Source organism: Streptomyces sp. HB132, from assembly GCF_016909575.1.
Taxonomy (GTDB): domain Bacteria; phylum Actinomycetota; class Actinomycetes; order Streptomycetales; family Streptomycetaceae; genus Streptomyces.
Window position 1 is genome coordinate 123,065 of sequence record NZ_JAFBGA010000016.1, and the last position, 21,833, is coordinate 144,897.

Below are 21,833 nucleotides of genomic sequence, written 5' to 3' on the forward strand. Positions count from 1 at the left end.
TGACGACTGTCATGGTCACGCACGCTAGCGCGGGCGCGGGGCGCACGGAACGGGCGCGACCGGGCAGATTCCCAGTCCTGCCCCGTACCCCTTCCCCGATCACATACCGACTGGTTAGTCTGCCGGGAGACGACGGCTGAGAGAGGCGGGACCGATGAGTACGGTGCAGGGCGCTGGCGTAGTGGTGACGGGAGCCGGAGGCGGCATCGGGGCCGCCCTCGCCCGCAGATTCGCCGCCGAGGGCGCGCGGGTCGTGGTCAACGACCTCGACGCCGACCGGATCAGGCCTCTCGCCGAGGAGATCGGCGGCACCGTGGTCGCCGGTGACGCCTCGCAGATCGTGGGCGCCGCGCGTGACGCGCTCGACGGCACGGTGGACGTCTACTGCGCCAACGCCGGCCTCGCCTCGGGCGGCGACGCCTTCGCCGAGGAGGACGTCTGGGCGGCGGCCTGGGACGTCAACGTCATGTCCCACGTCCGTGCGGCCAAGGCGCTGCTGCCGGACTGGCTGGAGCGCGGCAGCGGCCGCTTCGTGTCCACCGCGTCGGCCGCCGGGCTGCTGACGATGATCGGCGCCGCCCCGTACAGCGTCACCAAGCACGGGGCGGTCGCCTTCGCCGAGTGGCTCTCGCTGACCTACCGGCACCGTGGCGTCAAGGTCCACACGATCTGCCCCCAGGGCGTGCGTACGGACATGCTCACGGCGGCCGGCTCCGCGGGCGAGCTCGTGCTCGCGCCCACCGCGATCGAGCCGGAGGCCGTCGCCGAGGCCCTGTTCGACGCCATGGAGCAGGACCGCTTCCTCGTCCTGCCGCACCCCGAGGTGGCGGGCTACTACCGCGCCCGCGCCAAGGACCCCGACCAGTGGATCGGCAACATGAACCACCTGCAGCGGAAGTGGGAGGAGACCGGCGCGTGACCGAGTCGATCTACGCGGCGAAGCCCTGGACCGCCCTGCTCAGCGAGGCCCAGCTCGCCCCTCTCCGTCCGGCGGAGACGATGGTGCACGCGTTCCGTGAGGCCGTCCGGCGGGCCCCTGAGCACACCGCGCTCGCCTACTTCGACGGGCGCCTCAGCTACCGCGAGACCGACGAGCTGTCCGACTCCGTGGCCGGGCACCTCGCGGCCGAGGGGCTGCGGCGCGGCGACCGCGTCGCGGTCATGCTCCAGAACACCCCGCACTTCGTGCTCGCCGTGCTCGGTGCCTGGAAGGCGGGCGCGACCGTCGTCCCCCTCAACCCGATGTACAAGTCAGGCGAGGTCGGGCACGTGCTGAAGGACGCCGAGGTGACCGCCCTGATCTGTTCCGACCGGGCCTGGGAGTCCTGGCTGCGGGCCACCGCGGAGGCAACCGGGAGCGTGAGGATCGCCGTCACGGCCTGCGAGCTCGACCTCCAATCGGTCGACGACCCGCGGGTGCTCGGCTTCGAGCGGCTGCCCGCGCCCGGCCCGGACGACCGGGCGGCCGACCTGGTGGCCGTGGCCCGCCGCGGGCTCGCCGCCCCGGAGGGCCGGGAGCTCACCGCCGCGGACACCGCCCTGATCAGTTACACCTCCGGGACGAGCGGCACGCCCAAGGGGGCCATCAACTCCCAGGGCAACATCATGGTCAACGCCGAACGGCAGCGGGCCGGACACCCCATCGGTGAGGGCTCGGCCTACTTCGCGCTGGCCCCGCTCTTCCACATCACCGGCATGGTGTGCCAGCTCGCCGCGTGCGTCGCCAACGCGGGCACCCTGGTCCTGGCCTACCGTTTCGAGGCGAGCGTCGTCCTGGAGGCCTTCGCGGAGCACCGACCGGCCTACACGGTGGGCCCGTCGACCGCCTTCATGGCGCTCGCCGCGCACCCCGGTGTCACCAGGGAGCACTTCGCCTCCTTCCAGGTGCTCTCCTCCGGCGGCGCACCCCTGCCGCCCGCACTCGTGGAGAAGTTCCGCGAGGACCTCGGCCCGTACATCCGCAACGGCTACGGACTCACCGAGTGCACCGCGCCGTGCGCCTCCGTACCGCCGGAGCGCGAGGCACCCGTCGACCCCCTCTCCGGGACGCTCTCGGTCGGTGTCCCCGGCCCCGACACCCTGGTCCGGATCATCGACGAGAAGGGCGACGACGTCCCCTTCGGCGAGCAGGGGGAGATCGCCGTACGGGGACCGCAGGTCGTCTCCGGCTACTGGAACCTGCCCGAGGCCACCGAGGCCGCGTTCCCGGACGGGGAGCTGCGCACCGGGGACATCGGATTCATGGACACGGCGGGCTGGCTCTACGTCGTGGACCGCAAGAAGGACATGATCAACGCCTCCGGCTTCAAGGTGTGGCCGCGGGAGGTGGAGGACGTCCTCCACACCCACCCGGCGGTCCGCGAGGCGGCGGTCGTGGGCGTTCCCGACGCCTACCGCGGGGAGACGGTCCGGGCCTACGTCAGCCTGCGGCCCGGGGCGGAGACGGAACCCGGCGAGCTGAGCGCGTACTGCAAGGACCGGCTCGCCGCCTACAAGTATCCCCGCGAGGTGGAGATCCTGGCCGAACTCCCCAAGACGGCGAGTGGGAAGATCCTCAGGCGGGAACTGCGTTCCCCCCGTTAGAACAGTTCACGCGCGGTACGAGAGGGCAGGTGGCGGCAAATGGCCAAGGCGACGGACGGGAACGGTACGCCCGTCCCCCAGAGGCTGCTGGCCGCCGCCACCCGGCTCTTCGCGGAGCAGGGCTACGACCGCACCTCCGTCCAGGAGATCGTCGAGGCGGCGGGCGTCACCAAAGGGGCGCTCTACCACTACTTCGGCTCCAAGGAGGACCTCCTGCAGGAGGTCTACGCCCGGGTGCTGCGACTCCAGCAGGAGCGGCTCGACGCCTACGCGAACGCCGAGGCGCCGATCGAGCAGCGACTGCGCGACGCGGCGGCGGACGTGGTCGTCACGACCATCGAGAACCTCGACGACGCCTCGATCTTCTTCCGCTCCATGCACCACCTGAGCCCCGAGAAGAACAAGCAGGTGCGGATCGAGCGCCGCCGCTACCACGAGCGCTTCCGGGCCCTGGTCGAGGAGGGGCAGCGGGCCGGGGTGTTCTCCACGGCGACCCCGGCCGACCTGGTCGTCGACTACCACTTCGGCTCGGTCCACCACCTGTCCACCTGGTACAGCCCCGACGGCCCGCTCAGCCAGCAGGAGGTCGCGGACCACCTGGCCGACCTGCTGCTGCGGGCTCTTCGTCCCTGACGTCCCTGACGAAGGCCAGCCGTTCCAGCAGCGCCCTCGCCGCCGGATTACGCGGTGCGGGGGCCCGGCCCGCCAGGACCACGGTCCGGCCCGGTTCGGGCTGACGGATGCTGAGGCACGGCAGCCCGGCGTCCTCCCCGATACGGCGTGGCACGATCGCCACGCCGATGCCGGCCCTGACGAGGTCGATGAGCAGCCGGATCTGGGTGACGTCGCAGGTGATCCTGCGCTCCAGACCGCAGTGGTCCGCGAGCCTGCGCACCGCGGTCTCCAGGCCGGTGCCCGCCCGGAAGTCCACGAACGGCTCGTCGGCGAGGTCCTTGATCAGCGTGCGCCCGGCGCTCGCCAACGGGTGGCCCGGCGCGGTGACCAGCACGAGTTCCTCGTGCCAGGTGGCGAACGCGGTGATGCCGTCGGGAAGTCCGGCCGCGTCGGGGGCGAGATAGGCGAGATCCAGCTCGCCGGCACGGACGCCCTCGATCAGGTCGGGGGTCGTCGCCTCCCGCAGCGAGATCTGCACCCCGGGACGCAGCCGGTGGAAGGAGGCGAGTTCGGCGGCCAGATCCACGCAGGTCAGCGTCTGGATCGTGCCGACGCGCACCCGCCCGGTGTGCAGCCCGGCGACCGATGACACCGCGTCCCGGGCCGCCTCCGTGCCCGCGAGCACCGCACGGGCCGCGGGGACGAGCGCCAGGCCCGCCTCGGTCGGCACCACGCGCCTGCCCGTCCGGTCGAACAGCTCCGCGCCCAGTTCGCGTTCCAGGTTCTTCACGGACGTGCTGAGAGCCGACTGCACGATCAGTTCGGCGCGGGCGGCAGCGGTGAAACTGCCGTGCGTGAGTACGGCCATGAAGTGCCGGAGCTGGCGGATTTCCACGCATCTAATATAGCGATGGCTGCGATCGAATCCATCTGTTGGACCGAACGGTGTGCTCCGATGGAACCTCGGAACATGACAACTCTGTTGCGCGGATTCCTCGTTCAGCCGCTCCGGAGGGCAGCAGCGTTCCTCCGCACCCTCGCCCTGGCGGACCATCAGCCCTCGGGGGGTTACTGAGGCCCGGCGCGGAACGCCGCAGGCGGACCTGTCGCCGGCTGGGCTCCGGCGGAGGTGAACCGTCCTCCCGTGTGTCCGATAGGCGGACAGTGCTGTCCGAATTCCACTCTTGACGGTACGCGGACATTCATTGAGCATCGGGGGCGCACTTCGCACCACCGCTCCAGGTCCCGGCCGTGCACGGCCGGGAACCCCCTGCACGTTCCGTCAGTCCCCGAACGGAATCCGGAGCCCTCGATGAGCCTCTCCCGTCTCAGATCCCTTCCCGTGGCCGCGCTCGCCGTCGCCGCCCTGCTGGCGACCGCCGCCCCCGCTGTCCAGGCCGCTCCCGCGGCCGCCGCCGCGGCCCCCGACATCCCGCTCGCCAACGTCAAGGCGCACCTCACCCAGCTCCAGTCGATCGCCACCGCCAACGGCGGCAACCGGGCCCACGGCCGGGCCGGTTACAAGGCGTCCATCGACTACGTGAAGGCCAAGCTGGACGCCGCCGGATACACCACGGCGCTCCAGCAGTTCACCTCCGGCGGTGCCACCGGGTACAACCTGATCGCCGACTGGCCCGGCGGGGACCCGAACCAGGTCCTCATGGCCGGCTCCCACCTCGACTCGGTGACCTCCGGCCCCGGCATCAACGACAACGGCTCCGGATCGGCAGCCGTGCTGGAGACCGCGCTCGCCGTCTCCCGGGCGCAGCTCGCACCGGACAAGCACCTGCGCTTCGCCTGGTGGGGCGCCGAGGAGCTGGGGCTCGTCGGATCGAAGTACTACGTCAACAACCTGGCCACCACGGAGCGTTCCAAGCTCGCCGGCTACCTCAACTTCGACATGATCGGCTCGCCCAACCCCGGATACTTCGTCTACGACGACGACCCGGTCATCGAGCAGACCTTCAAGGACTACTACGCCGGACTCTCGATACCCACGGAGATCGAGACCGAGGGCGACGGCCGTTCCGACCACGCCCCGTTCAAGAACGTGGGTGTGCCGGTGGGCGGACTGTTCTCCGGCGCGGACTACACGAAGACCAGCGCCCAGGCCCAGAAGTGGGGCGGCACCGCCGGCCAGGCCTTCGACCGCTGCTACCACTCGTCGTGCGACACGGCGACGAACATCAACGACACGGCCCTGGACCGCAACAGCGACGCGGTGGCCCACGCGGTGTGGACCCTGTCCGCCGGGACGGTCACCCCGCCCACGGGGACCGTCTTCAGTAACTCCGCCAACGTCTCCGTGCCCGACAACGGCGCCGCGGTGACCTCCTCGGTCGCGGTCACCGGCCGCACGGGTAACGCCCCGTCCGCGCTCAAGGTCGGGGTCGACATCAAGCACACCTACCGCGGCGACCTGGTCGTCGACCTGCTCGCACCCGACGGGACCGCGTACCGCCTGAAGAACTCGAGCAGCAGTGACTCGGCCGACAACGTGATCGCGACGTACACGGTCAACGCGTCGAGCGAGGCGGCCAACGGGACCTGGAAGCTCCAGGTCAGGGATGTAGCCGCGCAGGACACCGGCTACGTCGACAGCTGGCAGCTCACCTTCTGACCTGCTGGGGAGTCCCGCCGGGGAGGCGCCGCACGGGCGCCTCCCCGAACCGGGCTCAGAGGTACTTCTTGATCTCGCGCCGCGCGAGCGACCGCTGGTGCACCTCGTCCGGTCCGTCCGCCAGCCGCAGGGTCCGGGCCGAGGACCAGAGTTCGGCCAGCGGGAAGTCCTGGCTGACCCCGCCGGCGCCGTACAACTGCACCGCCCGGTCGAGGATGTCGCAGACCGCGCGCGGCGTGGCGATCTTGATCGCCTGGATCTCGGTGTGCGCCCCGCGGTTGCCGACCGTGTCCATCAGCCAGGCCGTCTTCAGCACCAGCAGCCGCAACTGCTCCACCGTGACCCGGGCGTCCGCGATCCAGTTCTGGACGACGCCCTGCTGGGCGAGCGGCTTGCCGAAGGCCGTACGGGCCACGGCCCGCCTGCACATCAGCTCGATCGCGCGCTCGGCCATCCCGATCAGCCGCATGCAGTGGTGGATCCGGCCCGGACCCAGCCGCGCCTGGGCGATGGCGAAGCCGCCGCCCTCCTCACCGATCAGGTTCGCGGCGGGCACCCGTACGTCGTCGAAGACGACCTCTGCGTGGCCGCCGTGCGAGTGGTCCTCGTAGCCGTAGACCTGCATCGCGCGCCGGACCTCGAGGCCCGGGGTGTCACGCGGGACGAGGATCATGGACTGCTGGCGCCGGATGTCGTCGTTGTCCGGGTCGGTCTTGCCCATCACGATGAAGACCGCGCAGTCCGGGTTCATCGCCCCGGAGATGTACCACTTGCGCCCGTTGATCACATAGGAGTCGCCGTCGCGGGTGATGCGGGTCTCGATGTTCGTCGCGTCCGACGAGGCCACCTCGGGCTCCGTCATCGCGAACGCCGAGCGGATCTCCCCGGCGAGCAGCGGCTCCAGCCACCGCTTCCGCTGCTCCTCGGAGCCGAACTGGGAGAGCACCTCCATGTTCCCGGTGTCCGGGGCCGCGCAGTTCAGCGCCGTCGGGGCCAGGTGCGGGCTGCGGCCGGTGATCTCGGCGAGCGGGGCGTACTGCAGGTTCGTCAGCCCCGCCCCGTACTCCGCGTCCGGGAGGAAGAGGTTCCACAGGCCCTGCCCGCGTGCCTCCGCCTTAAGGTCCTCCACGATCCGCGGGGTGTCCCAGGGGGACGCCAGGAGGGCGCGCTGCTGCTCGGCGACCTCCTCGGCGGGGTGGACGTGCTCGTCCATGAACGTGAGCAGCTTCGTGCGCAGCTCTTCGGTACGGGCGTCGAATGCGAAGTCCACGGGGTGATCAGCCTTCCTGGAGGGTGGTGAGGCCGTGCGCGATGAAGACGGGGACCAGGTCGCCGATGCGGTCGAAGCCGGCGCCGACGGTCTGGCCCAGGGTGTAGCGGTAGTGGATGCCCTCGAGGATCACGGCGAGCTTGAACCACGCGAAGGCCGTGTACCAGGAGATGGCGGAGGTGTCGCGGCCGGAACGGGCTGCGTAGCGCTCGATCAGCTCGGCCGGGCTCGGGTGGCCGGCGGCACCGCTGGTGGTGGAGACGGGCGACTCGGGCAGGTCCAGGTCGGAGCTGTACATCACCAGCAGGCCGAGGTCGGTGAGCGGGTCGCCGAGGGTGGACATCTCCCAGTCCAGGACCGCCTTGATCCGGTCGTCCTGGCCGATCAGCACGTTGTCCAGGCGGTAGTCGCCGTGCACGACGGTGGGCGCGGGGGAGGCGGGGAGCTCCCGGCCGAGGGCGGCGTGCAGCTCGTCGATACCGGCGAGCTCACGGTTGCGGGAGGCGTCCAGCTGCTTGCCCCAGCGCCGCAGCTGCCGGTCCAGGAAGCCGTCCGGTCGCCCGAAGTCGGCCAGACCGACGGCCGCCGGGTCCACCGCGTGCAGGTCCACCAGGGTGTCGACGAGGCCCAGCACGGCGGCCCTCGTGCGCGCGGCGCCGAGCGGGGCGAGCTGTTCGGCGGTGCGGTACGGCGTGCCCTCGACGTACTCCATGACGTAGAAGGGCGCGCCGATGACCGCGTCGTCCTCGCAGAGCAGGAGGGTCTCCGGTACCGGGACCGCCGTAGGGTGGAGCGCGCTGATCACCCGGTGCTCGCGCGTCATGTCGTGCGCGGTGGCGAGCACATGACCCAGCGGGGGTCTGCGCACGACCCACTTCCCCGAGCCGTCGGTGACGATGTAGGTGAGGTTCGAGCGTCCGCCCTCGATCACCCTGGCGTCGAGCGGTCCGTTCACCAGACCCGGCCGCTCACGGTCGAGATGGCCGCGCAGCAGGTCGAGATCGAGACCTGGCGGGTGGACTTGGCTCATGGGGCGCACCTCCGGGGCGGTTGAACGGTCGGCACCATGATGCCGACCAGTCGGTATGTCGTCCAGTGTCCGACCGTGATCCGAGGAGTGATCTCCGGCTCCCCGCCCCGGCCCCGCGGCCCGGGCCTGAGTTGCGGGGACACCGGCCCGCACCGATGGTCGGAGGATGAAGGCGATCAGCTACAGCAGGTACGGCTCGGCCGACGTACTGGAGTACGGCGAGCGGCCCGACCCGAAGGTGGGGCCCGACTCGGTCCTGGTGAAGGTGCGGGCCGCCGCCGTGAACCCCGTCGACTGGAAGGCCCGTGAGGGCTATCTCCAGGCGGGCCTGGAAGCCGTGTTCCCCGTCATCCCCGGCTGGGACGTCTCCGGTGTCGTGGTCCAGCCCGGCGCCGCGGTGGACGAGTTCGCGGTGGGTGACGAGGTCATCGGCTACGTCCGCGAGGACTTCCTCTCACGCGGCACCTTCGCCGAGTACGTCGCCGCGCCCGTGCGCACCCTCGCCCGCAAGCCTCTGAGCCTCAGTTTCGAGGAGGCGGCCGGCCTCCCGCTGTGCGGCCTCACCGCGCACCAGGTGCTGTTCCGCACCCTGAAGGTCCAGGAGGGCGAGACCGTCCTGATCCACGCGGCCGCGGGTGGGGTCGGTTCGCTCGCCGTCCAGCTCGCCCGGCACTCGGGCTGCCGTGTCGTCGGCACGGCAGGACCCCACAACCACGACTTCGTACGTCAACTGGGCGGCGAACCCGTGGAGTACGGCGACGGGCTGGCCTCCCGCCTCAGGGACCTGGTGCCCGGCGGCTTCGACGCCGCGTTCGACACCGTCGGCGGGGAAGCACTCCGGGTCTCCGCCGAGACCCTCGCCCCCGACGGCCGGCTCGCGTCCATCGCCGACGCCGAGGTCTTCTCCCACGGTGGGCGCTACGCCTTCGTACGACCCGACGCCGCCGACCTCACCCACCTCGCCGGACTCGCCGAGCAGGGCATCGTCTCCGTCCACGTGGACCGGGTCTTCCCCCTGGAGCAGGCCGCGGACGCCCACCGGCTCAACCAGGAGGGCCGCACCCGGGGCAAGATCGTCGTCGCGGTGGACCGGGAGGGCTGACGCCGCGCGGCCGGTCAGAGCAGGGTGGCCACGGCGAACACCGCGAGTGCGACCGTGCACCCCGCCGCCGTCAGGGCACGGCGCGACGACAGCGGTGCGGGCTCCGCGGTCCCCATGGCCGACACCCGGCGGTGCGCCACCACGAGGAAGCCCAGCCAGGCGAGCAGGCTCAGGGCCAGCGCGAGCACACCCGCCGGGGTGGCCCCGCCGTGCAGTGCCTGCCGGACCGCGAGCAGGGCGACCACCGTGCACGCCAGCGTGGTGCGGCGCCAGGCCAGCCGGGTCCGCTCGGGCTGGAGACCGGGATCGCGCCCCGCGGCGCTCACCGGCCCTCCCAGCCGAACACGACCACCACCACCATCGCGACCGCCACCACGGCGACCACGAGGCTGAGCAGGGCGGGGAAGCGTGACACGGGAAGGTCCTCCCCGCGCCGCATCGCACGCTCGCACCGCATCCAGTGGTTGACGGCGCGCAGCGCGCAGAGCACCCCGGCCGCCAGCAGTCCGAGGGCCAGGCCCGCGCGGATGCCCCAGGCCAGTCCGGGCAGGAACTGGGCGACGGCGAATCCGCCGCCGATGAGAGCGAGAGCCGTCCGGATCCAGGCCAGGAAGGTGCGTTCGTTGGCGAGGGAGAAGCGGTAGTCCGGGGTGTCGCCCTCCTCGCGGATCCGCTCCGGCGCGAACCACAGCCGCAGTCCGCGGACGAAATCGCTCATGCGGTGGCCCGTGCCCCGCCGCCGGCCCGGAAGTCCCGCAGCCGCCCGTACGCCTCCAGCCCGTCCGGCACCCACGTCCAGTCACCCAGGCGCCCCTCCAGCTCGGCGTCGGTGAGGAAGGTGTGCCATTCGACCTCCTCCGCCTGGGGCCGCACGGGCAGCGGGCAGCGCACCTCGTACACGTACGACCACCAGCTGTGCGCGGGGCCCTCGTAGAGGTACTTGAAGAGCGGAGTGGGGCGGGGGAGGCCGGACACCCCCAGCTCCTCCTCGGCCTCCCGCAGCGCCGCCACGTCGTACGGTTCGCCGGCGCCCACGACCCCGCCGACGAACATGTCGTAGTGCGAGGGGAAGACCAGCTTCGTGGCAGTCCTGCGGTGCACGAACAGCCGGCCCGCCGCGTCCCTGGCCTCGATGAAGACGCAGCGGTGGCGCAGGCCCCGCGCGGTCGCCTCGCCCCGGGGCGCCTGCCCGACGACCACGTCGTCCTCGTCGACAATGTCCAGGATCTCGTCAGCCGGATTCATGGGACCCATCCAACATCAACCGGTCGGCGGCCGTGGAGCCGTGTCGCTCCTTCCCCTCCGGCATCGCCGGGTGCAGCCCCAGCAGCACGATCCCGGCCACGATCGCCGCCAGCCCCACGGCCTGCCAGGCGAGGGCGCCGGCGTCCGTACGCACCCGGTCACCGAGGAAGCCGATCCCGCATGCGATCCCCGCCAGCGGCTGCGCGGCGGTCAGCGCCGGCAGGGACATGCGCAGCGGCCCCGCCTCGAACGCGCTCTGCACCAGGATCAGTCCGCTCACCCCGAGGACCAGGACGGCGTACGGCTGCCAGGACGTCAGCAGCGCCGTCCAGCCGCCGTCGGTCAGCCGCTCCCCGCTGAGCCTGGTCAGGGCGTCCTGCAACCCGTAGAGCAACCCCGCCGCCAGACCGAGCAGGACGGGGGTCCCGCGGGTACGCGGGTGCCTGGCGCAGGCGGTCAGGAACAGCGCGAGCCCCGCCACGATCCCGATCACCAGCCAGTGCCGCACCGGAGAGGTCACCGAATCCCCGCCGTGCGGCTCGCCCGCCAGCAGGAACGCGGTGACGCCGCCCGCCAGGAGGCAGAGCCCTCCCCATCCCTGCCGGCCCAGTGACTGGCCCGTGCGGTAACGCGACAACCCCATGGCGAAGAGCAGATTGGTCGCCAGGAGCGGCTCCACGACCGACACCTCGCCCTGGCCGAGAGCAAGCGCTCCGAGCACCATGCCGCAGACCATCAGGCCGATCCCCGCGAGCCAGCTCGGGACCCGCATCAGGTCGAGCAGCAGCCGGGGGGAGAGGAAGTCGCTCAGAGGCGCGCGGCGGGCGGCGTCCTGCTGGAGGACGAAACCGAAGCCCAGGCAGCAGGCGGCGCCCACGGACAGCAGGAGTACCAGCACCGACACGTTCCGACGATAGCCCGGCAGCCGTACGGGACCGGTGAGGGCGCCACCGACCGGACGGTTGACGTGGGCGCGGCCCGTACCGAAGATCTGACCCACAAGTAACTTCACCCGCCGCTGCCCCGCAACGCCCCGAAGGATGGAAGCCATGGCGTACGACGCTGATGTGATCGTGATCGGGGCGGGACTCGCGGGGCTGGTGGCCACCGCCGAGCTCGTCGACGCGGGACGCACGGTGATCCTGCTCGACCAGGAGCCCGAGCAGTCCGTCGGCGGCCAGGCGCACTGGTCCTTCGGCGGGCTCTTCCTCGTCGACTCGCCCGAGCAGCGGCGCATGCGGATCAAGGACAACCACGACCTGGCCCTCCAGGACTGGTACGGCACGGCCGGCTTCGACCGCGACGAGGACCACTGGCCACGGAAGTGGGCCGAGGCGTACGTCGACTTCGCGGCGGGGGAGAAGCGGTCCTGGCTGCACGCACAGGGGGTTCGGTTCTTCCCCGTCGTCGGCTGGGCCGAACGCGGCGGCTACGACGCGAACGGGCACGGCAACTCCGTCCCCCGCTTCCACATCACCTGGGGGACCGGCCCCGGTGTCGTCGCCCCCTTCGAGCGGCGCGTCCGCGAAGGCATGGCGAAGGGCCTCGTCCAGGCACGCTTCCGCCACCGGGTGACCGGCCTCGGCCGCTCGGCCGGCGCGGTCGACACGGTCACCGGCGAGATCCTCCAGGACAGCGGTGCCGAGCGGGGCACCGCGAGCAGCCGCGAGGTCACGGGCTCCTTCGAGCTCAGGGCCCAGGCCGTGATCGTCACCTCCGGGGGGATCGGAGGGAACCACGACCTCGTGCGCGCCCAGTGGCCCGAGCGGCTGGGCACGCCGCCCGCGAAGATGCTCTCCGGGGTCCCCGCCCATGTCGACGGGCTGATGCTGGGCATCGCCGAGAAGGCGGGCGCCCACCACATCAACCGCGACCGGATGTGGCACTACACCGAGGGCATCGAGAACTGGAACCCGATCTGGGACAAGCACGGCATCCGCATCCTGCCCGGCCCGTCCTCCCTCTGGCTGGACGCCGTCGGCAAGCGGCTGCCGGTCCCGCTCTTCCCCGGCTTCGACACCCTGGGAACCCTCGAACACATCATGAAGTCCGGCCACGGCTACACCTGGTTCGTCCTCGACCAGAGGATCATCGGGAAGGAGTTCGCGCTCTCCGGCTCCGAGCAGAACCCGGATCTGACGGGCAAGTCGGTGCGCGACGTGATCGGCAGGGCCCGCGCCGACGTCCCCGGGCCCGTGAAGGCGTTCATGGACAAGGGCGTGGACTTCGTCGTCGAGAAGGACCTCGGAGCGCTCGTACGGGGAATGAACGCGCTCACCGGCGAAGGTCTCATCGATGAGGACGCCCTGCGCCGCGAGATCACGGCCCGCGACCGTGAGATCGCCAACCCCTTCACCAAGGACCTCCAGATCACGGCGATCAACGGAGCGCGCACCTACCTGGGCGACAAACTGATCCGCACGGCGAAGCCGCACCGCATCCTCGACCCGGCCGCGGGCCCGCTCATCGCCGTACGGCTCAACATCCTGACCCGCAAGTCACTCGGGGGCCTGGAGACGGACCTGTCCTCCCGCGTCCTGACCGAGGACGGCACCCCGCTCCCCGGGGTCTACGCGGCGGGCGAGGCGTCGGGCTTCGGAGGCGGCGGCGTCCACGGCTACCGCTCGCTGGAGGGCACGTTCCTCGGCGGCTGCATCTTCTCGGGCCGGACGGCGGGCCGGGCGGCGGCCGAGGCGGTCGGCTGAACCGGCGGCGCGGGACCGGCGATCCGCCGGACCCGCGCCGCCGGTAACCTGCGTCCTCATGATGCGCGCCTGGATCCTGCCGATGCTGCTGCTCGCCTGCGGCTCACTCGTCGCGACGCCGTCGGCCCTCAGGGGGTCCGTCGGGACCGCCGTCGTCTCCCTTCTCCTGTTCGCCCTGCTCGCGGCCCTCAACTCGCCACTCGTGTTCCCGCGTTCGATCGACGCGGCCGAGGCGCTGCGACGGAGCGCGGCCGACGGAAGGCCGGTCGTCTACTGGCGCGCGGGCTGCCGGTACTGCCTGCGTCTGCGGTTCCGGCTGGGCCGCGGTGCCCGGCGGCTGCACTGGGTCGACATCTGGCACGACCCGGCAGGGGCGGCGGCGGTGAGGGCGGCCAACGACGGCGACGAGACCGTGCCGACCGTCGTGGTGGCCGGCCGGCCGTACGTCAATCCCGACCCCGCGTGGCTGCGCGGACAGCTTCCGCCGTCCACCTGACCTCACGTCAGGCGAGCCGCTCCACCACCCGGAAGCGCTCCGCGACGATCATCGTGTCGTCGTCCACGGTGAACTGCGGGTCCCCCAGCGCCTCCCGCATCTCCCCGCTGTGCCAGAACCTCTCGTGTCCCGCCCGCCACTGGGCCACCGAGGTATAGCCCTCGCCCTCGTCCTGAGCGTGCCGCAGTCCGACCGACCCCAGGGGCAGGACCTGGACATCCGTCAGTTCGATCACGGCGACCTCACGGCCGCCGGAGTCGATGAGGGCGGACCGCTCGCCCACCGGCGGGAGTTCCTCCCGCTCCACCTCGTACTCCAGGAGCAGTCCGGAGGTGCAGACCTTCTCGCCCGAGAGAACGGCCTCCACGAGCTTGTCGCGCAGGGGCCCGGGAAACGCGAGCAGGAAGGGCTTGAGCGGTTCACGGTTCTCCATGGCGGCAGTGTGGCACGCGTCACGCCCTCCCCGCCCGTCGCCGCCGCGGACGTCCCCGCCTCCGCCGCCCCTGCGCACTCCCTGCCGTGAGGACGGCATGCGCGGACCGGCCTCGGGAACGAGGCGTTCCGTCAGGAGGCGGCGGCGACGGAGGGCGGACAGCACACCGCGCTGACCCCACGCGCTCCTTGCGGAGGAGTGACGTACACCCGCGGCCCCTGGTGAAGGACGGTCGCGGATGTTCGAATGAGCGGGTGAACCCTTCCCGCAGCGACGGGCCCTCCCCAAAGGACGCCGGCGCGCCCGTCGGCCGCCGCCTGGTCCTGGCCATGCTCGGCCTCGGAGCCGCCGGGGTGGCGGCCGCCCCCGTTCTGCAGCGCGCACTGGAGAGCGGACTGGGTGCCGTCGCAGACAAGGACCCCACCGGACTCACCGGTCTGCTCCCCAACGGCGGCGGCTTCCGCTACTACTCCGTCACCACGTCCGTCCCGAAGAGGACCGCCGCCGACTACCGCCTCACGGTGGACGGCCTGGTCGACCACCCGGCCACCCACACGCTCGACTCGCTGAAGGCGCTGCCGCAGACCCGTATCGTGCGTGACGTCCAGTGCGTGACGGGCTGGCGCGTGCCGCAGACCCCGTTCGAGGGAGTCCGGCTCTCCACGCTGCTCGACGCGGCCGGCGTCGGGCCCGGAGCGAAGGCGGTCCGCTTCACCTGCTTCGACGGTGCCTACAGCGAGAGCCTCACCCTGGAACAGGCCCGCCGCGACGACGTGCTGGTCGCGCTGCGCATGCGGGACGAACCGCTGGCCCACGCCCATGGCGGCCCGGTGCGCCTCTACGTCGCTCCCATGTACTTCTACAAGTCCGCGAAATGGCTCTCCGGGATCACCGTCACCGACTCCGTGCGCCCCGGTTACTGGGAGGAGCTCGGCTATGACGTCGACGCCTGGGTCGGGCGGTCCAACGGCCGCGACGACGCCCCCACCGTCTGAACCCTCCACGAGGGTCCGGCGCTTCACCACGGCCGAACGCCGGGTGCACCGCGCCACCGCCTGGCTGGTGCTGACCTGCGTCGGCACGGCCGCCTGCCTGTACGTCCCCCAGCTCGCCGAACTCGTCGGCCGCCGGCGTCTCGTGGTCACCGTCCACGAGTGGTCCGGGCTGCTGATCCCCGTGCCGCTGCTGGCCGGACTGGTCTCCCGCGCGCTGCGCGCCGACCTCTCCCGTCTCAACCGGTTCGGGCCGCACGACCGGCTGTGGCTGCGGGCGGCCCTGCGCCGCGACCGTTCACCGGGCTCCCGCCCGGCCGGGAAGTTCAACGCCGGCCAGAAGGTCTTCGCAGCGTGGATCGCGGGCGCCGTGCTCGTGATGCTCGGAACGGGACTGCTGATGTGGTTCACCGGGTTCGCCCCGTTGGTGTGGCGCACGGGCGCGACCTTCGTGCACGACTGGCTGGCGCTCGCGATCGGCATCGTCCTCGCCGGCCACATGGCGAAGGCGCTCGCCGACCCGGAGGCACGCCGTGGCATGCGCACCGGATCGGTCGAGCGCCTGTGGGCCCGTTCCGAGCACCCGCTGTGGCGGGAACCGGAGGAGTGACGCCGGCTACAACACCAGCGACAGCAGCAGGATGAAGCCCAGCGAGACGATGGAGATGATGGTCTCCATCACCGACCAGGTCTTGATCGTCTGCGGGACGTCCATGCCGAAGTACTCCTTCACCAGCCAGAACCCCGCGTCGTTGACGTGGCTGAAGAAGAGCGAACCCGCACCGACGGCGAGGACGAGCAGCGCCGCGTGGGACGTGGACATGTCGGCGGCCAGCGGTGCGACCAGGCCTGCCGCTGAGATGGTGGCCACGGTCGCGGAGCCGGTCGCCAGCCGTATCGCCACGGCGATCAGCCAGCCGAGCAGCAGGGCGGGGATCGACCAGTTCTCGGAGAACTCCAGGATCATCTGACCCACACCGGCGTCGATGAGGGTCTGCTTGAACCCGCCGCCCGCACCCACGATCAGCAGGATGCCCGCGATCGGGGCGAGCGACTTCTCGACGGTGCCGGCGAGGCGGCCCTTGGTGAAGCCGGCCGCGCGGCCCAGGGTGAACATGCCGACGAGGACGGCGGCGAGCAGCGCGATCAGCGGCGAGCCGATGACGTCGGTGACCCGCTGGACCTGGTTCTCGGGGTCGTCCACCACGATGTCGACGAGCGCCTTGACGAGCATCAGCACGACGGGCAGCAGGATCGTCGCCAGGGTCGCCCCGAAGCTGGGACGGCGGTCCAGGTCCTCGGACGGGCGCTGCGGGATCATCTTCTCCGGCGCCTCGATGTCCACCCAGCGGGCGGCGTAGCGGGAGAAGACCGGGCCCGCGATGATCACGGTCGGGATGGCCACCAGCACACCGAGTGCCAGGGTGACGCCCAGGTTGGCACCGAGGGCGTCGATCGCCACCAGCGGCCCGGGGTGCGGGGGGATCAGCCCGTGCATCACGGAGAGACCGGCGAGCGCGGGGATGCCGATCCGCATCAGGGAGTAGTTGCCGCGCTTGGCGACGAGCAGCACCACCGGAATCATCAGCACGATTCCGACCTCGAAGAACAGCGGAAGCCCGATGATCGAGGCGATCAGGACCATCGCCCACGGCATGGCGCGCCCGCTCGCCTTCGCGAGGATCGTGTCGACGATCTGGTCGGCGCCGCCGGAGTCGGCGAGCAGCTTGCCCAGGATGGCGCCCAGGGCGATGAGGACACCGACACCCGCGACGGTCGAACCGAGACCCGCGGTGAAGCTGGTGATCGTCTTCGCCGGGTTGGCCCCGGCGAACGAACCGAGCGCGAGCGAGCCGATGGTCAGCGCGAGGAACGCGTGCATCTTGAGCTTGGTGATGAGCAGGACGATGACTGCGATGCCCGCCAGGACGGCTATGCCCAGCTGTGCGTTGCCGGCCGAAGTGATGGGTTCGACGGCGTCCGCTGCCAACATCTCGACGCTGAGACTGGTCACGGTGGTGATCCTTAGTTCGCGAGCCGGCGCAGCGCGGCGACGGCTCGGTCGGTGATTTCCTCGGGGGTGCCGGACACGTCGACGGAGACGCCCGCCTCGTCCTCCTGCAGCGGCTGCAGGGTCGCGAACTGGGAGTCCAGCAGTGCGGTCGGCATGAAGTGGCCCTTGCGGTCCGCCATGCGCCGCTCGATGAGAGCCCGGTCGCCGGTCAGATGCAGGAAGACGGCACCGGGGGCCTCGGCGCGCAGCCGGTCGCGGTAGGCACGCTTGAGCGCCGAACTGCTGACGACGCCGCCGAGCTCCGCCCGGCCGTGTGCCCACTGCCCGATGGCGTCGAGCCACGGCCAGCGGTCGTCGTCGTCCAGCGGCGTGCCGGCGGACATCTTGGCGATGTTGGCCGGCGGGTGGAAGTCGTCGCCCTCGGCGTAGGGGACGCCGAGGGCGTCTGCGAGCAGGGGGCCGATCGTTGTCTTGCCGGTCCCTGCTACGCCCATCACCACGATGACGTGGGGGGTGCTCATTGGTGCCTCGCTGTCTTCATCGACATCGGTCCGTCGACATCGGTCCGTCGCGCTACTGAAACCCATTACATACGACTTATTCAAGAGGCTGTGACATAAACGTCGTACTTTTTCCCCCTCCGGGGCGCCCCGTAGGCTTGCGGGCATGACCACACCTGCTCAGGGGCTCCATACACATGTGCTGGACACCCTGGGCCTGGAGATCGCGGCGGGTGACTCACCGCCCGGCCTGGTCCTGCGGACCGACGAGCTCGCCCAGCGCTTCGACGTGTCGCGCACCGTCGTACGCGAAGTGGTCCGCGTCCTGGAGTCCATGCACCTGGTCGAGTCCCGGCGCCGGGTCGGGGTCACCGTGCGGCCCACCGAGGAGTGGAACGTCTACGACCCCCAGGTCATCCGCTGGCGGCTCGCGGGCTCCGACCGGCCCCGGCAGCTGCGCTCGTTGACCGTGCTGCGGTCCGCCGTGGAACCCGTCGCCGCGGGCCTCGCGGCCCGGCACGCCACCGCCGAGCAGTGCGCCGCGCTCACGGAGTGCGCCCTCGGGATGGTCGCGACCTCGCGCGGCCAGCAGCTGGAGGGCTACCTCCGGCACGACATCGCGTTCCACCGCATCGTGCTCAACGCCTCCGGCAACGAGATGTTCGCGCGGCTCGGGGACGTCGTCGCGGAGGTCCTCGCCGGGCGCACCCACCACCAGGTGATGTTCGAGGACCCGGACCCCGCGGCCGTCACGCTCCACGTCCGGCTCGCCGAAGCCGTCCGCGAGGGGGACGCCGAGGGGGCGGAGCGGCTCACCAAGGAGATCGCGGTCGGCGCGCTGCACGAACTGGACGTGCTCGCCCCGTGAGCTCCTGCCCGTCCGGGTACGGTGGACGGGATCGATCTTCAGGACAACGGGGCAGTCGGAATGGGAGACCACGGCATGGCGCAGCAGGTACAAGGGGTCATCGCACCGGGAAAGAACGAGCCCGTGCGGGTGGAGACGATCCTGGTGCCGGACCCGGGCCCCGGTGAGGCCGTGGTCAAGATCCAGGCGTGCGGCGTCTGCCACACGGACCTGCACTACAAGCAGGGCGGCATCAACGACGACTTCCCGTTCCTGCTCGGCCATGAGGCCGCGGGTGTCGTGGAGTCCGTCGGCGAAGGCGTCACCGACGTCGAGCCCGGCGACTTCGTGGTCCTCAACTGGCGTGCGGTGTGCGGCCAGTGCCGTGCCTGTCTGCGCGGCCGCCCCTGGTACTGCTTCGACACCCACAACGCGAAGCAGAAGATGACCCTCCTGGACGGCACCGAGCTCTCCCCGGCGCTCGGCATCGGCGCGTTCGCCGAGAAGACCCTCGTCGCCGCGGGCCAGTGCACCAAGGTCGACCCCGAGGTCTCCCCGGCCGTCGCCGGGCTGCTCGGCTGCGGAGTCATGGCGGGCATCGGCGCCGCCATCAACACCGGCCAGGTCGGCCGCGGCGACTCCGTCGCCGTCATCGGCTGCGGCGGCGTCGGCGACGCGGCGATCGCCGGTGCCCGGCTCGCGGGGGCGGCGAAGATCATCGCGGTCGACATCGACGACCGCAAGCTGGAGACGGCGAAGAAGATGGGCGCCACCCACACCGTCAACTCCCGCTCCGGTGACCCCGTCGAGGCGATTCGCGCCCTCACCGACGGCAACGGCGCCGATGTCGTGATCGAGGCGGTCGGGCGCCCCGAGACGTACAAGCAGGCCTTCTACGCCCGCGACCTCGCCGGCACCGTCGTCCTCGTGGGCGTGCCCACCCCCGAGATGCAGCTCGAGCTCCCGCTCCTCGACGTGTTCGGGCGTGGGGGCTCGCTCAAGTCGTCCTGGTACGGCGACTGCCTGCCCTCGCGTGACTTCCCCATGCTGATCGACCTGCACCAGCAGGGACGCCTCGACCTGGGCGCCTTCGTCACCGAGACCATCCAGCTCGGCGAGATCGAGCAGGCCTTCGCGCGGATGCACGACGGCGACGTCCTGCGCTCGGTGGTGGTCCTCTGATGGCCGCCCGCATCGACCACCTGGTCACGTCCGGCACCTTCGCCCTCGACGGCGGCGAATGGGACGTCGACAACAACGTCTGGATCGTCGGCGACGACACGGAGGCCGTCGTCATCGACGCCGCCCACGACGCCGCCGCGATCGAGGCCGCACTCGGCGGGCGTACGCTGCGCGCCATCATCTGTACCCACGCGCACAACGACCACATCGACGCGGCGCCGGCCCTCGCCGACGCGACCGGTGCGCCGATCCTGCTGCACCCGGACGACCTGCCCCTCTGGGAGCAGACCCACCCGCACCGCGCCCCCGACGGCGAACTCGCCGACGGGCAGGAGCTGGAGGTGGCGGGGACGCGCCTGACGGTGCTGCACACCCCGGGCCACGCCCCCGGCGCTGTCTGCCTCCACGCCCCCGAGCTGAGCACGGTCTTCACCGGGGACACGCTCTTCCAGGGCGGACCGGGCGCCACCGGGCGTTCCTTCTCGCACTTCCCGACGATCATCGACTCGATCAGGGACCGGCTGCTCGCCCTTCCGCCGGAGACCGGCGTCCGCACCGGACACGGGGACTCCACCACCATCGGCGCGGAGGCGCCGCAGCTTCAGGACTGGATCGCCCGCGGCCACTGACCGCGGCCGGGTTCACCGGTCCGGCCACGCGGAGAGCCGCAGGCCGCTCTCGAAGCGGTGCGGCACGCCCGTGACCGGATCGGTGAACTCCAGCACCCTCGCCAGCAGTTGCAACGGACGCCCGAAGTCCTCGTGCTCCGGGTCCGGCTCCACCACCGGGTAGACCGGATCGTTCACGAGCGGCAGCCCCAGCGCGTTCATGTGCACCCGCAGCTGATGCGTGCGGCCGGTCGCGGGCAGCAGCCGATAGCGGCCGAAGGCGCCCCGGTGCTCCAGCAGTTCGACCCGGCTCTCGCTGTTCGGTGCCCCCGGCTCCTCGCGCGCCGCGACGACCCCGCGCTCCTTCACGATTCTGCTCCGCACCGTGCGGGGGAGCGTGAGCTCCGGGTCGTACGGAGCCACCGCCTCGTACTCCTTGCGCACCAGCCGGTCCCGGAACAGCGTCTGGTACGCGCCCCGGTCCTCGGCCCGAACGACACAGAGCACCAGGCCCGCCGTCAGCCGGTCCAGCCGGTGCGCGGGCTGCAGGTGCGGCAGCCCCAGCTCCCGGCGCAGCCGGGCGGTCAGGGTCTCGGTGATGTGCCGGCCGCGCGGGGTGGTGCTGAGGAAGTGCGGCTTGTCGGCGATGAGGAGGTGCTCGTCGCGGTGGAGCACACCGACCGGGAAGGGCACCGGCTCCTCCGAGGCGAAATCCCGGTGGAACCAGAGGAACCGGCCTGCCGTGTACGGCTCGTCGCCCCCCACGGCACCGCCGTCGGCCCCGACGAACAGCCCTTCGGCGAGCATCGTGTCCACTCGTCGCGCCCCGACCGCCCCCGCGAACCGGTCCTGCAGGTGGTCCCGGACACAGTCCCAGGCACCGTCGGGATCCTCCGGCAGCCTCACCCGCACCGGATCGATCCCGTCCCGCTGGGGGAGCGGGGCGGCGGGGGGCTTGGCCCGGCCTCTCATCGCCATCGGTCCTTGTCGCCGGAGGGGGCCCGATACGGACGGGCAGGATCCCCCATCATCCCATCGGGTAGGCCGGCCGCTCGTACTCGAGCGGTGGGGCACCTCCACGGACGACGAACCCGCCGAGCCGTTCCGGCAGGTGGTCACCCGGGACGACGCCACCGGCGAACTCGTGGGCAAGGTGGTCAACGCGCGGGCCGCGGATGCCAGGACCCGGATCGACCTCGAGGCGAAGCCCGCCTCACGGACCGCCCGGCCGACCACGCTCCAGGCGGCCCCTGACGCGGAGAACACGGCCGGGACCGTCAGGTGGCATCACGGACATCGGCACTGCGCGTCGACGGACCGGTGCTCCCTCCCCCACACGTTCCGGGCGCACTCCGTGACCTTCCTCCGCGTCACGGCATGGAAAGGACCGGAGCGGGGAGAGGTGAACACCCGCAGAGCGACCCCGGGGGCGTTCCGCCGGTGACCGGGACGGCTTCCCGCACGCCACGCGGGCCGTCGCGGAGAAGGCGGGGCATCCGCCCCGCGTCGGGCAGCCCGAACGTTTCGACGCCGCCCTGCCGGACTTCCTCGCCCCGCTGGTCGCCGGACCGCGACCGAGCCACTGTCTCGC

At 71.6% G+C, this 21,833-nt stretch carries 23 protein-coding genes; 12 read left to right on the forward strand and 11 right to left on the reverse strand.

Translation table 11 applies throughout. The features are described 5' to 3' along the window. Positions 1-154 precede the first annotated feature (154 nt). From JOC24_RS27570 to JOC24_RS27580, 3 genes are read left to right on the forward strand one after another with little or no spacing between them, the layout of a single operon-like run. Positions 155-919 carry an SDR family oxidoreductase gene (locus tag JOC24_RS27570; RefSeq protein WP_205023111.1) on the forward strand — a complete coding sequence of 255 codons (765 nt, stop codon included), beginning with the start codon at positions 155-157 and terminating at the stop codon, positions 917-919. Then, positions 916-2,583: an AMP-binding protein gene (locus JOC24_RS27575; protein ID WP_205023112.1), complete on the forward strand. Its 1,668-nt coding sequence runs from the start codon at positions 916-918 to the stop codon at positions 2,581-2,583. The genes JOC24_RS27570 and JOC24_RS27575 overlap by 4 nt, the downstream gene beginning before the upstream one ends. Before the next feature lie 39 nt (positions 2,584-2,622). Further along, entirely contained in the window at positions 2,623-3,216 is a 594-nt protein-coding gene (locus JOC24_RS27580) for a TetR/AcrR family transcriptional regulator (RefSeq protein WP_205023113.1), read from the forward strand. On the opposite strand, the gene JOC24_RS27585 is transcribed toward JOC24_RS27580, so the two are convergent. Beyond that, positions 3,155-4,093 (reverse strand): LysR family transcriptional regulator, encoded by a 939-nt coding sequence (locus JOC24_RS27585; RefSeq protein ID WP_205023114.1) that lies wholly within the window; start codon positions 4,091-4,093, stop codon positions 3,155-3,157. The genes JOC24_RS27580 and JOC24_RS27585 overlap by 62 nt on opposite strands. Before the next feature lie 417 nt (positions 4,094-4,510). Between JOC24_RS27585 and JOC24_RS27590 the strand changes: the two genes are divergently transcribed. Beyond that, positions 4,511-5,818: a M28 family metallopeptidase gene (locus tag JOC24_RS27590; protein ID WP_205023115.1), complete on the forward strand. Its 1,308-nt coding sequence runs from the start codon at positions 4,511-4,513 to the stop codon at positions 5,816-5,818. A gap of 55 nt (positions 5,819-5,873) precedes the next feature. Here the strand turns inward: JOC24_RS27590 and JOC24_RS27595 are convergent, their stop codons facing one another. Continuing rightward, a complete protein-coding gene (locus JOC24_RS27595; protein WP_205023116.1) occupies positions 5,874-7,088 on the reverse strand; it encodes an acyl-CoA dehydrogenase family protein in 1,215 nt (404 codons plus the stop codon). Between the two features lie 7 nt (positions 7,089-7,095). Beyond that, complete coding sequence (locus JOC24_RS27600) at positions 7,096-8,118, reverse strand: phosphotransferase family protein (RefSeq protein ID WP_205023117.1); 1,023 nt, start codon at positions 8,116-8,118, stop codon at positions 7,096-7,098. A gap of 166 nt (positions 8,119-8,284) precedes the next feature. On the opposite strand from JOC24_RS27600, the gene JOC24_RS27605 reads away from it, so the two are divergent. Then, positions 8,285-9,220 (forward strand): NADP-dependent oxidoreductase, encoded by a 936-nt coding sequence (locus JOC24_RS27605; protein ID WP_205023118.1) that lies wholly within the window; start codon positions 8,285-8,287, stop codon positions 9,218-9,220. 14 nt (positions 9,221-9,234) lie between these two features. Here JOC24_RS27605 and JOC24_RS27610 read toward each other — a convergent pair whose 3' ends face one another. Genes JOC24_RS27610 through JOC24_RS27625 form a run of 4 tightly spaced genes read right to left on the reverse strand, consistent with a single transcriptional unit; the run spans position 9,235 to position 11,369 of the window. Then, a complete protein-coding gene (locus JOC24_RS27610) occupies positions 9,235-9,546 on the reverse strand; it encodes a DUF202 domain-containing protein (protein ID WP_205023119.1) in 312 nt (103 codons plus the stop codon). After that, positions 9,543-9,938 carry a YidH family protein gene (locus tag JOC24_RS27615; protein ID WP_205023120.1) on the reverse strand — a complete coding sequence of 132 codons (396 nt, stop codon included), beginning with the start codon at positions 9,936-9,938 and terminating at the stop codon, positions 9,543-9,545. Before JOC24_RS27615 ends, JOC24_RS27610 begins: the two co-directional genes overlap by 4 nt. Continuing rightward, positions 9,935-10,465 carry an NUDIX hydrolase gene (locus tag JOC24_RS27620; protein WP_205023121.1) on the reverse strand — a complete coding sequence of 177 codons (531 nt, stop codon included), beginning with the start codon at positions 10,463-10,465 and terminating at the stop codon, positions 9,935-9,937. Before JOC24_RS27620 ends, JOC24_RS27615 begins: the two co-directional genes overlap by 4 nt. Beyond that, the gene (locus JOC24_RS27625) at positions 10,452-11,369 is read right to left on the reverse strand and encodes a DMT family transporter (RefSeq protein WP_205023161.1); all 918 of its coding nucleotides are present in this window, start codon (positions 11,367-11,369) and stop codon (positions 10,452-10,454) included. Before JOC24_RS27625 ends, JOC24_RS27620 begins: the two co-directional genes overlap by 14 nt. A gap of 145 nt (positions 11,370-11,514) precedes the next feature. On the opposite strand from JOC24_RS27625, the gene JOC24_RS27630 reads away from it, so the two are divergent. Continuing rightward, positions 11,515-13,170, forward strand: coding sequence for an FAD-binding dehydrogenase (locus JOC24_RS27630; RefSeq protein WP_205023122.1), 1,656 nt, complete (start codon positions 11,515-11,517; stop codon positions 13,168-13,170). A gap of 58 nt (positions 13,171-13,228) precedes the next feature. Continuing rightward, positions 13,229-13,666: a glutaredoxin domain-containing protein gene (locus tag JOC24_RS27635; protein WP_205023123.1), complete on the forward strand. Its 438-nt coding sequence runs from the start codon at positions 13,229-13,231 to the stop codon at positions 13,664-13,666. Between the two features lie 7 nt (positions 13,667-13,673). On the opposite strand, the gene JOC24_RS27640 is transcribed toward JOC24_RS27635, so the two are convergent. After that, positions 13,674-14,099, reverse strand: a complete 426-nt coding sequence (locus tag JOC24_RS27640; RefSeq protein ID WP_205023124.1) for an ASCH domain-containing protein — start codon at positions 14,097-14,099, stop codon at positions 13,674-13,676. A gap of 329 nt (positions 14,100-14,428) precedes the next feature. Between JOC24_RS27640 and JOC24_RS27645 the strand changes: the two genes are divergently transcribed. Both JOC24_RS27645 and JOC24_RS27650 read left to right on the forward strand, forming a co-directional pair. Next, complete coding sequence (locus JOC24_RS27645) at positions 14,429-15,094, forward strand: molybdopterin-dependent oxidoreductase (protein WP_374104531.1); 666 nt, start codon at positions 14,429-14,431, stop codon at positions 15,092-15,094. After that, a complete protein-coding gene (locus JOC24_RS27650; protein WP_205023126.1) occupies positions 15,036-15,701 on the forward strand; it encodes a cytochrome b/b6 domain-containing protein in 666 nt (221 codons plus the stop codon). Before JOC24_RS27645 ends, JOC24_RS27650 begins: the two co-directional genes overlap by 59 nt. A gap of 6 nt (positions 15,702-15,707) precedes the next feature. On the opposite strand, the gene JOC24_RS27655 is transcribed toward JOC24_RS27650, so the two are convergent. Further along, complete coding sequence (locus tag JOC24_RS27655; protein WP_205023127.1) at positions 15,708-17,105, reverse strand: GntP family permease; 1,398 nt, start codon at positions 17,103-17,105, stop codon at positions 15,708-15,710. Positions 17,106-17,116: 11 nt separating this feature from the next. Then, positions 17,117-17,626, reverse strand: coding sequence for a gluconokinase (locus JOC24_RS27660; protein WP_205023128.1), 510 nt, complete (start codon positions 17,624-17,626; stop codon positions 17,117-17,119). A gap of 145 nt (positions 17,627-17,771) precedes the next feature. Here JOC24_RS27660 and JOC24_RS27665 point away from each other — a divergent pair, with 145 nt between their 5' ends. The 3 genes from JOC24_RS27665 to JOC24_RS27675 all read left to right on the forward strand — a co-directional run bounded on the left by JOC24_RS27665 (position 17,772) and on the right by JOC24_RS27675 (position 20,263). Beyond that, a complete protein-coding gene (locus JOC24_RS27665) occupies positions 17,772-18,473 on the forward strand; it encodes a FadR/GntR family transcriptional regulator (RefSeq protein ID WP_205023129.1) in 702 nt (233 codons plus the stop codon). Positions 18,474-18,548: 75 nt separating this feature from the next. After that, positions 18,549-19,634, forward strand: a complete 1,086-nt coding sequence (locus JOC24_RS27670) for an S-(hydroxymethyl)mycothiol dehydrogenase (protein WP_205023130.1) — start codon at positions 18,549-18,551, stop codon at positions 19,632-19,634. After that, positions 19,634-20,263 carry an MBL fold metallo-hydrolase gene (locus JOC24_RS27675; RefSeq protein WP_205023131.1) on the forward strand — a complete coding sequence of 210 codons (630 nt, stop codon included), beginning with the start codon at positions 19,634-19,636 and terminating at the stop codon, positions 20,261-20,263. The genes JOC24_RS27670 and JOC24_RS27675 overlap by 1 nt, the downstream gene beginning before the upstream one ends. A 12-nt stretch (positions 20,264-20,275) precedes the next feature. Here JOC24_RS27675 and JOC24_RS27680 read toward each other — a convergent pair whose 3' ends face one another. Then, positions 20,276-21,214 carry a pseudouridine synthase gene (locus JOC24_RS27680; RefSeq protein WP_205023162.1) on the reverse strand — a complete coding sequence of 313 codons (939 nt, stop codon included), beginning with the start codon at positions 21,212-21,214 and terminating at the stop codon, positions 20,276-20,278. Positions 21,215-21,833: the final 619 nt, after the last annotated feature.